The sequence below is a fragment of the Streptococcus oralis genome (assembly GCF_003943415.1).
Lineage (GTDB): Bacteria > Bacillota > Bacilli > Lactobacillales > Streptococcaceae > Streptococcus > Streptococcus oralis_BJ.
In genome coordinates this window covers 182,308-195,973 of the sequence record NZ_RJPK01000001.1, presented here as the reverse complement: position 1 = coordinate 195,973, position 13,666 = coordinate 182,308, and the positions used below count along the sequence as shown (strand labels likewise).

15 protein-coding genes and 1 tRNA gene are annotated in these 13,666 nt (G+C 34.9%); 2 read left to right on the top strand and 14 right to left on the bottom strand.

Annotated features, from left to right (window positions below):
* Positions 1-72 precede the first annotated feature (72 nt).
* From D8801_RS00905 to D8801_RS00845, 13 genes are all read right to left on the bottom strand, one after another.
* Positions 73-1,152 (bottom strand): extracellular solute-binding protein, encoded by a 1,080-nt coding sequence (locus tag D8801_RS00905; protein ID WP_125450190.1) that lies wholly within the window; start codon positions 1,150-1,152, stop codon positions 73-75.
* A gap of 36 nt (positions 1,153-1,188) precedes the next feature.
* Entirely contained in the window at positions 1,189-1,845 is a 657-nt protein-coding gene (locus D8801_RS00900; protein ID WP_084973849.1) for a DUF1868 domain-containing protein, read from the bottom strand.
* Positions 1,846-1,986: 141 nt separating this feature from the next.
* Positions 1,987-3,000: a UDP-glucose 4-epimerase GalE gene (gene galE / locus D8801_RS00895; protein WP_125450192.1), complete on the bottom strand. Its 1,014-nt coding sequence runs from the start codon at positions 2,998-3,000 to the stop codon at positions 1,987-1,989.
* 12 nt (positions 3,001-3,012) lie between these two features.
* Entirely contained in the window at positions 3,013-4,488 is a 1,476-nt protein-coding gene (galT, locus tag D8801_RS00890) for a UDP-glucose--hexose-1-phosphate uridylyltransferase (RefSeq protein WP_125450193.1), read from the bottom strand.
* Between the two features lie 16 nt (positions 4,489-4,504).
* Positions 4,505-5,143, bottom strand: a complete 639-nt coding sequence (locus D8801_RS00885) for a phosphate signaling complex PhoU family protein (RefSeq protein ID WP_125847194.1) — start codon at positions 5,141-5,143, stop codon at positions 4,505-4,507.
* A gap of 82 nt (positions 5,144-5,225) precedes the next feature.
* Positions 5,226-5,957, bottom strand: coding sequence for a protein phosphatase 2C domain-containing protein (locus tag D8801_RS00880; RefSeq protein ID WP_125449783.1), 732 nt, complete (start codon positions 5,955-5,957; stop codon positions 5,226-5,228).
* Positions 5,944-8,172 (bottom strand): glycosyl hydrolase family 28-related protein, encoded by a 2,229-nt coding sequence (locus D8801_RS00875; RefSeq protein WP_125839106.1) that lies wholly within the window; start codon positions 8,170-8,172, stop codon positions 5,944-5,946. Before D8801_RS00875 ends, D8801_RS00880 begins: the two co-directional genes overlap by 14 nt.
* A gap of 482 nt (positions 8,173-8,654) precedes the next feature.
* Positions 8,655-8,726: transfer RNA gene (locus tag D8801_RS00870), tRNA-Arg, on the bottom strand.
* 42 nt (positions 8,727-8,768) lie between these two features.
* On the bottom strand, positions 8,769-9,116 hold the full coding sequence (rplS, locus tag D8801_RS00865) for a 50S ribosomal protein L19 (protein WP_001068669.1): 348 nt from the start codon (positions 9,114-9,116) through the stop codon (positions 8,769-8,771).
* A gap of 118 nt (positions 9,117-9,234) precedes the next feature.
* Entirely contained in the window at positions 9,235-9,564 is a 330-nt protein-coding gene (crcB, locus tag D8801_RS00860; protein ID WP_125454005.1) for a fluoride efflux transporter CrcB, read from the bottom strand.
* A complete protein-coding gene (crcB, locus tag D8801_RS00855; RefSeq protein WP_125838294.1) occupies positions 9,558-9,932 on the bottom strand; it encodes a fluoride efflux transporter CrcB in 375 nt (124 codons plus the stop codon). Before crcB (D8801_RS00855) ends, crcB (D8801_RS00860) begins: the two co-directional genes overlap by 7 nt.
* Positions 9,929-10,195, bottom strand: a complete 267-nt coding sequence (locus tag D8801_RS00850) for a chorismate mutase (protein ID WP_125847192.1) — start codon at positions 10,193-10,195, stop codon at positions 9,929-9,931. The genes crcB (D8801_RS00855) and D8801_RS00850 overlap by 4 nt, the downstream gene beginning before the upstream one ends.
* 116 nt (positions 10,196-10,311) lie before the next feature.
* On the bottom strand, positions 10,312-10,755 hold the full coding sequence (locus D8801_RS00845; RefSeq protein WP_001162125.1) for a flavodoxin: 444 nt from the start codon (positions 10,753-10,755) through the stop codon (positions 10,312-10,314).
* A 103-nt stretch (positions 10,756-10,858) separates the two neighbouring features.
* Here D8801_RS00845 and D8801_RS00840 point away from each other — a divergent pair, with 103 nt between their 5' ends.
* Together D8801_RS00840 and D8801_RS00835 are read left to right on the top strand one after the other, a co-directional pair.
* Positions 10,859-11,794 carry a DHH family phosphoesterase gene (locus D8801_RS00840; protein ID WP_125847650.1) on the top strand — a complete coding sequence of 312 codons (936 nt, stop codon included), beginning with the start codon at positions 10,859-10,861 and terminating at the stop codon, positions 11,792-11,794.
* Positions 11,795-11,889: 95 nt separating this feature from the next.
* A complete protein-coding gene (locus D8801_RS00835) occupies positions 11,890-12,132 on the top strand; it encodes a type B 50S ribosomal protein L31 (protein ID WP_000710762.1) in 243 nt (80 codons plus the stop codon).
* A gap of 115 nt (positions 12,133-12,247) precedes the next feature.
* Here the strand turns inward: D8801_RS00835 and D8801_RS00830 are convergent, their stop codons facing one another.
* Entirely contained in the window at positions 12,248-13,582 is a 1,335-nt protein-coding gene (locus D8801_RS00830; protein ID WP_125847190.1) for an Nramp family divalent metal transporter, read from the bottom strand.
* Positions 13,583-13,666: the final 84 nt, after the last annotated feature.

Below are 13,666 nucleotides of genomic sequence, written 5' to 3'. Positions count from 1 at the left end.
GTCCCTCTTAATTTCTTTTGTATGTGCAGAAACATTAGAGAGACTTGGAATTTTAAAAATTACACTTATGTCCTATTTTACATATTCAAGTTCAGCTTTTTCGACCCATTCGTCCAAATGTTTTCCAACAGCTTCCCAATCAATACTTTGTGGTTTCACTTGATCAACAAATTTCTTAGTTGCTTCTGGTAACTCTTTCACTGCCTCAGTATTTGCAGGAATAGAACCAAAGTTTTTGCTATACTCTACTTGAATTTCTGTTTGACCAAACCAATCAATAAATTCTTTAGCTAAAGCTTGTTTCTTACTAGTATTCAAAATCATTGTTTGTTCAGTTACAAACGGGACACCAATTTCAGGAGACATTACTTTAAATACAACATTTTGTTCTTTCTGTCCAACTAATGCACCAGAACCCCACATCATTCCATACTGGATTGGGTCATCCTTATCCAACATTTTAACAATTGAACTTTCACCCTTTTGAAGAGTGTACGCATTTTCCAAATATTCTTTAGCTGCTTGCCAACCTTTTTCAGAAACACCCAATTCTCCTTTATCATCTAGATAACGAACAAGGATACTTGCCAAGATAGCACGCCCTGTTCCACCTGAGAGCCCAGAAATTGAATATTTACCTTTATACTTGCTACCTAACTCAGTCCAATCTTTAGGCATTTCTTTTACATCAGGCGCCCCAATTAAAACTAATGGTTGAACAATCACAGGATTATAATAATTATCTTTATCTGATAAAGATTGATCAATTTTATCTAACCATTTAGGCTTGTACTGTACTAGTAATTTTTGATCTCTAATTTTATTTGAATCAACAGCACCAATTCCAAATACCATATCTGCAACTGCATTATTCTTCTCAGCAATAACACGGTCTGCTAATTGAGCGCCAGGGATATCAACCATTTTAATATTGAAACCAGCTTCTTTTGCTTTAGCAGTTAGCCAATCTCCACGTCCGTTTGAAACAGAGTTAGAATAAATTACTAATTCTTGGCTCTTATCAGCTTTTTCTTCTGATTGAGGTGTATCGCTCGAAGAATTTGATGAATTATTTGAACCACCTGAACATGCTGCCAATGTTGTAACCGCAACCCCTGCAGCTAAAAGCGATAACAATTTAGATTTTTTCATATGAAAACTCCTTTATATTTTTAATAATAATTTTTTTTAAAATTTTTCACAATATGGAACAAATCGTCTCATATCTTCAAATACTGTATAATCAATACGATTTACAGTAATTACAGGAATCTTTTCAAGTAGAACTTTTGTTAATTCCTTTTTCACCTTTGTAAACTCTTCATTTTCATCTTCCGTTAATGGAACTCGAAGATATCCAATTGAGATATGGAATTGATAGCGATCATGATTAGGGAATCGAACACCTGCTTTTTCTGAAACATACGTTCTAATTTCTTCTAATCGTTTAGCTGATTTTTCATCTGCTGGTTCAACTAAAATGTTTTGATTGCCCATTTCAGTAACTCGCATATGAATATCTTCGTTGAGTAATGGGAAGATTTCTAGTTGCTTAGCAAAGTAATCATGAATTTCTTGTAATGGTGTATCTAGTGGTAGATGACTACTCCAAAATTCAGACTCACGATTTTCGTGACAAAGTAACTCTATTACTGTCATATGAATAGAATCTCTTGGAGTTAATGTAAATTTATCTATAAATGGCAACTCTCTATAACGTGATTGAATGATATCAACAACTTCCATCAAATCTGAATTAGTATAAAGATTTGCAACAACTGTATTCCCTGGGAAATGATTAAATTCCCCGTTCTCTTTGAACTTAATTTTTGTTAAGTTTTTCATAAAAAGACCTTCTTTTTTATTTTTGACATCGGTGTCATTCATGTTTACATTATACAATGTAAACGATTACTTTGTCAAGCGCTTTCATAATTTTTTTTTGATTTTTTTTATATATACATATCACAAGACTATTGTGCTTTATTATTTATTGTATCCATTAGGATTTTTGGATTGCCAATTCCATGTATCTCTACACATATCTTCAACCGTTTTCGTAGTCTTCCAATTTAACTCCTTATACGCTTTGTCTGCATTTGCATAACAAGTCGCAACGTCTCCTGATCGTCTTGGAACAATTTTATAAGGAATTGGAACCTTATTGACACTTTCAAATGTATTTACAAGTTGTAATACACTAGTTCCCTCTCCTGAGCCCAGGTTATAAATATAAACATCTGTTTTTTCGGATACTTTTTCTAAAGCTTTTATATGCCCTATCGCTAAATCCACTACATGGATATAATCGCGAACACCAGTACCATCTACCGTATCATAATCATCTCCAAAAACACTTAGCTCTGATCGCTTGCCTACAGCTACTTGTGCAATAAAAGGCATCAAGTTGTTGGGAATTCCAGAGGGGTCTTCACCAATAAGCCCAGACTCATGAGCCCCGATCGGATTAAAATAACGAAGCAATGCAATACTCCACTCTGAATCTGCTACATGAACATCTTTTAAAATTTGTTCAAGCATCACTTTGGTGTACCCATAAGGGTTTGTTGCACTTGTCGGCATTGTCTCAATGAGGGGTGATTGATTGTGAATGCCGTATACAGTCGCACTCGATGAAAATACAATCTTCTTAACTTTAAACTCTGACATCACTTCAACAAGAGCTAATGTGCTCATAATATTATTTTCGTAGTACATCACAGGCTTTTGCACGGATTCTCCGACAGCTTTGTATCCTGCAAAATGAATTGCAGCCTCAATAGATTCTTGTTCAAAAACTTTTCTCAATCCTTGTTTATCACAAACATCTAATTCGTAAAACGCAGGACGTTTCCCAGTAATTGCTTCAATCCGATCTAATACCAAGATGCTAGAGTTCGAAAGGTTATCGACAATTACGACTTCCTTCCCTAAATTTAATAATTCTACTACGGTATGGCTACCAATATAACCAGCTCCGCCTGTCACCAATATTGCCATTTGGGGTTCCTCCTAACTAATTCCAACCGACTTAACAAATCTCATAAACGCTTCATGTCCAAACGGAGTATTCTTATAAACGCCAGCATCTTCGAGAACTCTCGCAAATACTTGTCCTACTTCGTGTTGAACTACGCGATTAACCTCTTCTTTTTTAATATTAGGATATTTTTCTTTCAATTGGTCAGCCCATTCTAAATGATAGTTTGCAATTGAATTTTTTTCTCCTAAAAGATATTTTTCAACTTCTTCTAACTCTGTTTTCAAACGAGGTGGTAAAATCGCAAGTCCCATCACTTCGATTAACCCGATATTTTCCTTTTTAATATGTTGTACATCTTGATGAGGGTGGTAAACACCATCTGGGTATTGTTTAGTAGTATGGTTATCTCTCAGAACAATATCCAATTCATATCTTCCATCCACTTTACGAGCAATAGGAGTCACCGTATGGTGTGGAATATCTTCAGTCTTAGCAATGATGTCTACTTCTAAATCTGAATATTCTCTCCAGATATTTAGGATTTTAGTAGCTAATTCTACCAAACGATTTTTATTTTCACCTTGTAGCCTAATCACTGACATCGGCCATTTTACAATACCTGCTTTAACATCCTCAAAGTCTTTAAAAAGAAATTCTCTCTCAATTTTTGCTTTTTCCATTGGGAAAATATGTTTTCCTCCCTGGTAGTGATTATGACTAAGAATAGAACCTCCTGAGATAGGAAGATCAGAATTTGAACCAGCAAAATATCCTGGTAAAATATCAACAATCTCCAATAATTGTTCAAATGTTTTGGACGTAATAGCCATTGGTACATGTTGACTATTCAAGAATATCGCATGCTCATTAAAATATGAGTATGGGGAATACTGGAAACCCCATACTTCGTCTCCCAGTTCCAACCGAATAATTCTATGATTAGCACGTGCTGGATAATTTATTCTCCCCTGATAACCTTCATTTTCCATACAAAGTAAACATTTTGGATAATTAGATGACTTTACCAATTTCTCTGCTGCGATTGTTTTCGGATCTTTTTCCGGTTTTGATAAATTGATTGTAATTTCAAGTGAACCATAATTAGTTTCAGTATGAAAAGCTATATTTTTAGCGATAGCTGACAATTTAATATAGTCGCTATCTTTACTTAACTGATAGAACTCTTCAACTGCTTCCTGTGGCGAAACATCATATGAACTCCAAAAAATATCATTAAGGCGACTTGGTAATGGAACGATAAAATTCATCAGCTCTGCACCTAAACATTCCTTTGCCTCAGCTAAATCAGCAATTTTACCGTTCTTTAAAGCTATTTCTACTAAATTGTCTTTTAATTTTTTAAGATCACTATCATTTGAAATCTTATCAGTTCCTTCTTCACCGATTAAAGCCAATATTCTATTTTTTATATATATTTGGTCCATCGATTTATAAATTCCATATTCAATAACTTTATTAGCAAAATTATCTACTATTGTCTGCATATATACTCCTCTTTAACTATAATACTCCAATTTCCTGATAATCTAACCATTTATAAATAGATTTTGTTGTATGGGACATCTTATCAAGAATATTAATAACTTCTAAAAATACAATAGCTTCATCAACATTTGAGGATTCAATAAGAAAGTTCTCTACTACTTTGTCTCCTAGTTTTTGACATAGACCAGATATCAACTTACATTTTTTATTATAGTCATATACGTCAGGTTCATAGTTTCTATTCTTATACCATGTTAGAGTTTTCTTTAAGTGATCCCCTAGAATAAAATGTATTTTTAGCATTTCATAAAATAATGGTCCCCATTCATGCATTGTATGAATATTTTTTAAATTCTTAACTATTTCAATGATTCGATCACCAATACGTTCAATATCTGTGGATAATTTTACTATAGTTATAATTTTTCTCAAATCAACAGAAACAGGATGTTGTAAACAGATGAGTTCAATACCTTTCATATCTATTGTAACAACTGCTTCATTAATAACTAAATCATTATCTATAATACTTTGTTTTTGAACTTCAGTTAAATCATCATATATCATTTCATATTTTTTTATTATAGAAATCCATATATCTTCTAGATTATTAGACAACTCAATAATTTCATTGTCAAAATGCTTTCTCAACATTATCTAACCTCAATAATCAATTGCACTATAAAGAACTCGTATAGATAACTGTCTTTATAGTTCATCATATGATGAAATTATTTTAAACATCAATTATCAAAATACTTGCATCATCTTTTTTACCATAAATAGGATCAATATTTGTAGATTCTTTTCTCATTTCAATTAACTCTCCAAAATTGTAGCCTGAATTTTGAGTATAAAAATCGTAAAAACCATCAGTCATTAAAACAATATGATCACTAGTTACTTCCAAACTACCATTGATAACATGATTTATACTACTTTTGTCTAGTGAACCTATCCAATATCCATCTGGTTTATTAGCTAGCTTCCTAATATTTTGTAATATAGTCTTTTTATCAACTTCATCATTAGATTTGATTGAAAATTTTCCTTGTTCAAAAAGGCAATCTACTCTATGGTCTGTAATAGTTTGATTGTTGACTATCATAACACAATCGCCAATCATTATGTATTCTAATTTTAAACCAGATAATTTCGCAAAAATAAAGGCAAAAGTTGGTAACTGGTAATAATCATCAAACTCACACTGATCTATCTCTATTATTTTTCTAACATCATCCAAAACAAGCTCGAAAATTTTCTTCAATGATAACGAATCGTCACAATACTGCTTGAGACATTCAGAAATAAGGTGAGATACTTCTGAAACTGAATAACCTATAGAGTCTTTTGAATTAAATAAATCTGTTGCTCCATCTATAATCCAGAAATATTGATTTTTGTAACCTACGCTATCTTCGTTCTCTATAGTGCTACCTTGTATTGAGCATATTCTATCTATCTTCATAATGACGTTTAAAACTCCGTTGTCCAAATAGAAGGCAAATTCCAATAATAGTTAAAAGCAACTCAACCATTTTATTTAATCCAGTTTTTGGTAATGCATGTTGATTATTTTTTGTCTTAACTACTTCACTAACATTAGTTACGTCATATTGTTTTTGTGAAATTTCTCCTGTTACTACATTACCTGAATCATGATTTGATTTTTCAATTTTATCATCTACACTATTTACTGAGTAATTATTAGCTAAACTATTTTTGTTTTCAGCTACAGGTTTTATTTCCTCTGCATGCTTATCTGAGTGGTTATCTGAATGATTACCTGAATTTTGCGAAAAGATTTTATAACTTTCATTCTCAGTTATAATATTAAAATCACCGACACTATTATTTGTGTCTGAACTGGTCCCATTAAAATCAGTTTTAAGTAAAGAAACATGATTTCCTGTTAAATTGGAAAGTTGGTTATTTAAGACAGTGATACTTCCAGCGGATTCTTCAATTACGATTCCGTCTTTACCTCCTGAAATGATATTATCAGACACTACCAAATTGTCGCTGACTCTTAACATTTCAATATTTGGCTGTTCAGTATTTTTCGAATTATTACGAATGATATTCTTTGTTACAGTAATATCAGTTACTTTTCCAAGATAATCTGCACTATCTTTTGCAATTCGTATTGCTTTAGTGTTAGAATCAGCAATATTAAATACATTTCCAGTAATAGTCACATGTTTATTCAAATCTAATATATCTTTAACATTTTTATAACTATAAGCATTAACTAAAGCAGCACCATTTTCACGATAGTGTACACTTTCCTCTTTAGTTTTCTTATCAAACCTATTTCCTTTTATTAAAATATCAGTAAATCCTGTAAAGCGAATACCCGCATACATCATATTATCAAAATGATTATTTAGAATTTTAATATTTGAAGGATTTTCAGTTGTTGCAGTTTGATAATGTGTCCCAATTGCAGTTACTAATTCACCTGATTTTTCACTTTTACCAAAATAAGAATTTTGAATTGTTACATTTTCAGATTTTTGACCATTATCATTTAATGCATATGGAAAGCCTTTTCTGGTTAATGGCTCTATTTGAATAGACTCCTTACTGATGATCTGACCATCCTTCATAGTCTTAGGGAGAGCTTGTCCCAAAAACCGAGAGTTGTCTACTAGTACATTTTTTGAACCTGCAATTTGAATGGCATGTCCCTGATAGCTATCTTTAAAGGTTACATTACTTATTGTTACGTTTTTTGAATTTCCTATAGCAAAGGCTCCTGAAGAATTGATCAAAGGAAGATTCTTAGCTTTTGTCCTCTCTTCATTCAAAGCTCCGTTCATATCAATTGTTCCACCAGAGTAACTGATATCTTCGGTTGGTTCCCACTCAACTTGATCTCCATCATCAGTGAATAAACCTGTCATGAATACAATAGAAGGATGATTTTTGATATTGATACCATTTAATATTGTAGCTTTTTCATGTACTTCTATGTGTGTATGACTTCTCAAAAAGACAATTTCTTTAACTAAATAAGTTCCCTCAGGAAAATATACTTTTCCTCCACCTAATCCTTTAGCAGCTGCATCTATTGTATCTTGAATTGCTTGTCTGTCATCATTAACCCCATCGCCTACTGCACCATAATCTTTTACATTTAAAGCCGAAACTTCAATTCCTTTTTCTAAGGCAGTGTTACTCTCTCGCACTTCATTACTATTAGAGGTATCTGCAACTTCGTTCTCAGAACTAACTGACTTTGAATAAGTACTAATAAAATCAGTCAAACTGTCATGTTTACTAGTTAAGGAACCTTCTAAAGTTTTGATAGTTGAAGTAGAAAGGTCACTATTAGAAACAAGAGGAGAATCTTTCATTTCATCTTCAAAAGTTCCAGTATTTACCCCATCTTCTTTATATTCTTTATTAGGTGTCAAAGGAGAATCAACATTACTATCGGTTAATTGTGAAGTAGAAGAGTCAATCCCAGTAGGTTTATCATAATTATTAGTTGATGAGCTTTCTAAACTATTGGTGGTTGAAGTAGAAAGCTTATTTATAGATATCTGTGAAGTACTTGTAATAACTTCATCAGCAAAAACACTTTGTACCCCCAAGAATGAAACCGCTACCAAAACAGAGCACAATCCAACCTTAAGTTTCCGAATACTAAAAACCTCATTGTGAACAAAATGCTTCATAAAACACCTCCAAATTTTTTATTGTTTTTTTACTATGTATCACTAAATTTTTTTACATCAGACAAAATGACACCGCTGTCATTATCCTTATCATATATTTTCTAAATAAAATTGTCAAGGGATAACACAATAAAATACAACATTTTTTTAAAGCGTAATCATATTTAAAACTTTATATCTGTTCTATAAACCAAAAATATTATTTAGTCTCTTCCAACATTTTTAAATGGACAGAACAATTTCATAGTGAAAATGATAAAATATTTTTTAATAACTCTTAATACTGTTTCACAAAAAATAGACCAATTTCTTGATCTACTTTACTTTATATTAATTTCTAAAAATTTAATTTTGGTCAAAATTTGGTCATGATTTGGTCAAAAAAACAAAAAATACTAAATTATTTTTAAAAATTAACTTGTGATGATTGCCTTAAAATAAACACTTTGCATATTCTTTGCTTTTCTTTGCATTACTTAAAATGCCCCCTGCAGGAATCGAACCTGCAACTACTCCTTAGGAGGGAGTTGTTATATCCATTGAACTAAGGGAGCTAGAGAAAAACTCTGCTAGGTAAGCAGAGTTTTTTAGTCGAATTAACGACGGATTTCTTTGATACGAGCTGCCTTACCTTGAAGTGCACGCAAGTAGTACAATTTCGCACGACGTACTTTACCGTAACGAACAACTTCGATCTTTTCAACACGTGGAGTGTGGATTGGGAAGATACGCTCAACACCTACACCGTTAGAGATTTTACGAACTGTGTAGTTTTCTGAGATGCCAGCACCTTTACGTGCGATAACAACACCTTCAAAAATCTGGATACGTTCACGGTTACCTTCGACAACTTTCGCATGTACACGAACAGTGTCACCAGGACGGAATGATGGGATATCTGTACGAAGTTGACCTTCAGTCAAGCTTTGGATTAATGGATTCATTTTATTCTCCTATCTTTGTCAATCTTGAGGAACCTTCCTCAGCGGATAAACTGTATTTTTGTGCGTCCATTACACACAAGATACAGTTTACCAAATTTCCACATAAAAGTAAAGAAATTTATAGCAGAATTCCTAAAAAAATCGCTAGAAAACCACCTATGTAGGTTAAGACTAAATAGCTATAAAATACCTTCTTGTCACTAAGTAGTCTTTGCAGCTCATCATTCAAGGTTGAAAAGGTCGTCAACCCACCACAGAAACCTGTCGCTAGGATAGCATAGACTTCCTTGGACTCCACATGGTTGTAGAGCAAGCCAATCAAAAAACAACCGAGAAGATTGGCTATGAGAGTTCCTAGGGGCAATTTCGAGGATTGATTATAGCGAGAAAAGAAATAACGCACCAGTGCTCCGAACCCGCAGGCGATTGCAAGATAGATGATTACCATTTCTTCCTCCCTAGAATATAAGCCAATAGCAGACCTCCTCCAATACTCAAAAGCAGATAGCTAATTAAGCTAAGATAACGCCCGGTATCGAGCAATTTCACGGCATCAAGCATTAGACTAGAAAAGGTTGTCAGGCCACCACAAAATCCTGTCCCAAGCGCCAAAACCAAGCCCTTGCTGGTTCCCTTATAGGCCAGATAGCCTTTTACCAGATAGACCAGGTAGAAAATACCCAGATAGTTGACAAGGAGGGTACCCCAAGGAAAGTCTGGACTAGCTGGTAACCAAGTGGAAACCAGATAGCGGACAAGACCTCCCAACATAGCAGCCAGAAAAATCCCTAGCGGATAAAATTGTTCTTTTTTCATTTGATGTTTTGATCCTGATAATCACGCGAACGTTTGAGAATGTCTGAAAAAGTCTCAACAATGGTCTCCTGATAGCGCTTATCTTCTACTCGATTTTTGACTTTTTCAAAAATAACTTCTTCTCTCTTAGAATCTAAGATTGGTTTACCAGATGCTTTTTTATAAGCGACAACCCCTTCAACTAAATGCATTCTTTCTTCCAGGAGCTTGACGATTTGATCGTCAATTTGATCAATTTCTTGCCGAATACTATCTAAATCCATAGTGTCTCCTCCTTTATTTGAATTATTGTATCAAAAAGCCACCAAATAGGCTAGTAAAATCCCAAAATAGCTAATAAAAAACGCACCGACTCCTTTCAGTCAGCGCAGTTTGATTCTTATCCTACTTTTGCAGCCAATTCTTCTGCGAATTGTTCCAAGCGTTCGATGTCTTCTTCTTCGGCAGAAAGATCAACTTTAACACACTCTGAACCTTTTTCTGCTCCTGTCGCTACAAAAACGCGATCAAAGTCATCAACAGCCTTACAAAATTCGTCGTAGAAGGTGTCACCTGAACCGACCACTCCGTAGATTTTACCATTCAAGTTGAGGTCTGCTAGGTCTTCATAGAAGTCCATCATCTCATCTGGCAATTCTCCATCTCCGTAAGTGTAAGTCGCAACGATAGCGATGTCCGCCTCCAAGAAGTCTGAAGCGTCAACAGTCGTACATTCATCAACATCGACATCCAAGCCCAAATCACGCAATTTATCTGCTACAATATCTGCAATTTCTTCGGTATTACCGGTCATACTGGCAAATACAATTTTTGCTAATGCCATATCGTCCTCCTCAATTTATCTCTCTCCATTATATCATATCTTTTTCATTTTAAAAATAAAAATTCTTGTGCTACAATGAAATGAGAAAGAATTGAGGTTATTTATGGAGATTTGTCAGCAAATTTTAGAGAAAATCAAAGAATACGATACCATCATCATTCATCGTCATATGAAACCGGACCCTGATGCCTTGGGAAGTCAGGTAGGTTTGAAAGCCTTGCTCAATCACCATTTTCCAGAAAAGACCATCAAAGCTGTTGGTTATAATGAACCGACTTTGACTTGGATGGCAGAAATGGATACTGTTCAAGATAGTGACTACCATGGTGCTCTTGCTATTATTTGTGATACAGCGAATCGGCCTCGTATCGATGATAAACGCTATGAACAAGCTGCTTTCACCATCAAAATCGATCACCATCCTAACGACGATGTATACGGTGACATGTCTTGGGTCGATACAAGTTCAAGCAGTGCCAGTGAGATGATTGCCCTATTTGCTCAAGAAAATCAGCTGGCTTTGTCTAGCGAAGCGGCACGACTTCTCTATGCAGGAATTGTCGGGGACACAGGGCGTTTTCTCTACCCGTCAACTAGTGCTCGTACCTTTAGAATAGCTGCCCAGCTCCGAGAAGTTGATTTTGACTTTGCCGGATTGTCTCGACAGATGGATACCATGAGCTTCAAGATTGCAAAACTTCAAGGCTACATCTACGACCATCTAGAAATTGATGAAAATGGAGCTGCTCGCGTTCTTCTCAGTCAAGAAATCTTGAAACAGTACAATGTTACCGACGCTGAAACCGCAGCGATTGTCGGTGCACCTGGTCGAATTGATACTGTTAAGGCTTGGGCTATCTTTGTTGAACAAAATGATGGCCACTTCCGCGTTCGTATGCGCAGTAAAATCACCCCTATCAATGACATTGCCAAACAACACGACGGAGGAGGACACCCATTAGCCAGTGGCGCCAATTCCTATAGTCTAGAAGAAAACGAAATCATCTACCAAAAACTAAAAAACTTGCTTAAAAACTGATAAAATACTTGCTAAACTTTTCATAATCTGATAGACTAGTAAGGTAACAATCTATGGCTCGCAAAGAGACCATGGCAGAAAGGAAATATTGCAAAATGAAAAAAGATATCCATCCAGAATATCGCCCAGTTGTCTTCATGGACACAACTACTGGTTACAAATTCCTTAGCGGTTCAACAAAACGCTCTAACGAAACTGTTGAGTTCGAAGGCGAAACTTACCCATTGATCCGTGTGGAAATTTCATCAGACTCACACCCATTCTACACTGGACGTCAAAAGTTCACTCAAGCAGATGGACGTGTGGATCGTTTCAACAAAAAATACGGTCTCAAATAATCATAAAAAGAACAGTTCCAACTGTTCTTTTTTTGTACTTATTTTTATGAATCAACCACTACTACTTTCTCTTTATCAAGCTTCACGCTGACACTATGATTGATTTCAAACGAGGTTAAAAAATATCAAAAAGAAGCTTGATATTGAGAATGGTCAAGATGATTGAAACTGCGTAACCTAGGATGGTGTTCCACTTGGCATTGGTGAATTCTCCCATCAGTGACTTTTTAGAAGTCAGATAGATTAAGGGGAAGATTGAAAACGGAAGAGCGATTGACAGAAAGACTTGTGAATAGACCAATAACTGATCCAAGGTTTTTTCTTGATGTCCAAACAAGACGGCTACAATAATCACAGGGAGCAAGGCAAAAATACGTGTACCGATACGGATAATCCACTGAGGCAATTTCAGATGCAAGAAACCTTCCATGACAATCTGTCCTGTCAAGGTACCTGTAATAGTCGAATTTTGGCCACTTGCTAAGAGAGCTAGAGCAAATAAAGTTGACAGAGTTGAGCTGGCTATCGCTCCTGCTATTGTTGAATCCTGTAAAGCATTGTACATTTGAGAAAAAGCTGAAATTTCAGATGCATGACCAAAAAAGAGGGAGGCACCTAAAATGAGAAGCAAGGAATTGACAATAAAGGCTAAGGACAACTGAAGATTTGAATCCCATGTCATAAAACGCACGGCTTTCCGAACATCCTTCTTATCTTTGTGATTGATTTTCCTTGTTTGGGATAGGGATGAATGAAGATAGAGATTATGGGGCATGACTGTCGCACCTACAATTCCTAGAGCTAATGTTAATTGGCTTTCATGACCTGGTAACGGTGTTTCAAATAAAGTTGAAGTTGGTAAATAACCACCAATAATCCCCTGAATACTTGGACTGGATAAGGCCACAAGATAGGTAAAGATGGCTAATATGGTTAAAATAAGAGTCGTAACAATGGCTTCAATTTTTTTGAAGCCAAATTTCATCAATAAAAGTAACAAAAATACATCTAAAACAGTTAAGAGAATAGCAACCATAATCGGTATTTTAAATAAAAGATTTAAGGCAATCGCTGACCCTAGAACCTCAGCTAAGTCTGTCGCCATTAAAGCTAATTCTAAAATCACCCACAGACTATAGCGAAGCCACTTGGGAGCATGATGAGCTGTTGCCTGTGCTAGGTCCATCTTAGTTACGATACCGAGCTTTCCAGCCATTTGTTGTAGCTGCATGGCGATGATGGATGAAATTAAAATGACGAATAAGAGACTATACTTGTAAGAAGCACCACCAACCACACTTGTAATCCAGTTTCCAGGATCCATATAACCAACTGCCACAAGAGCGCCAGGTCCTAAAAATGCTTTTAGATTTTGCCAAAAATGGTTGTTATTTGGAGTTTCAATAGATTGATTGATCTCAGAAAGAGAGACTTTCTTGTTAGAAGACATCGGAATTTTACACTTTCTAATCTGTCTTTACCTATTTTCTTAATGGTGTTTTTGAAAATACAATGAAAATAATTTACTTATTTC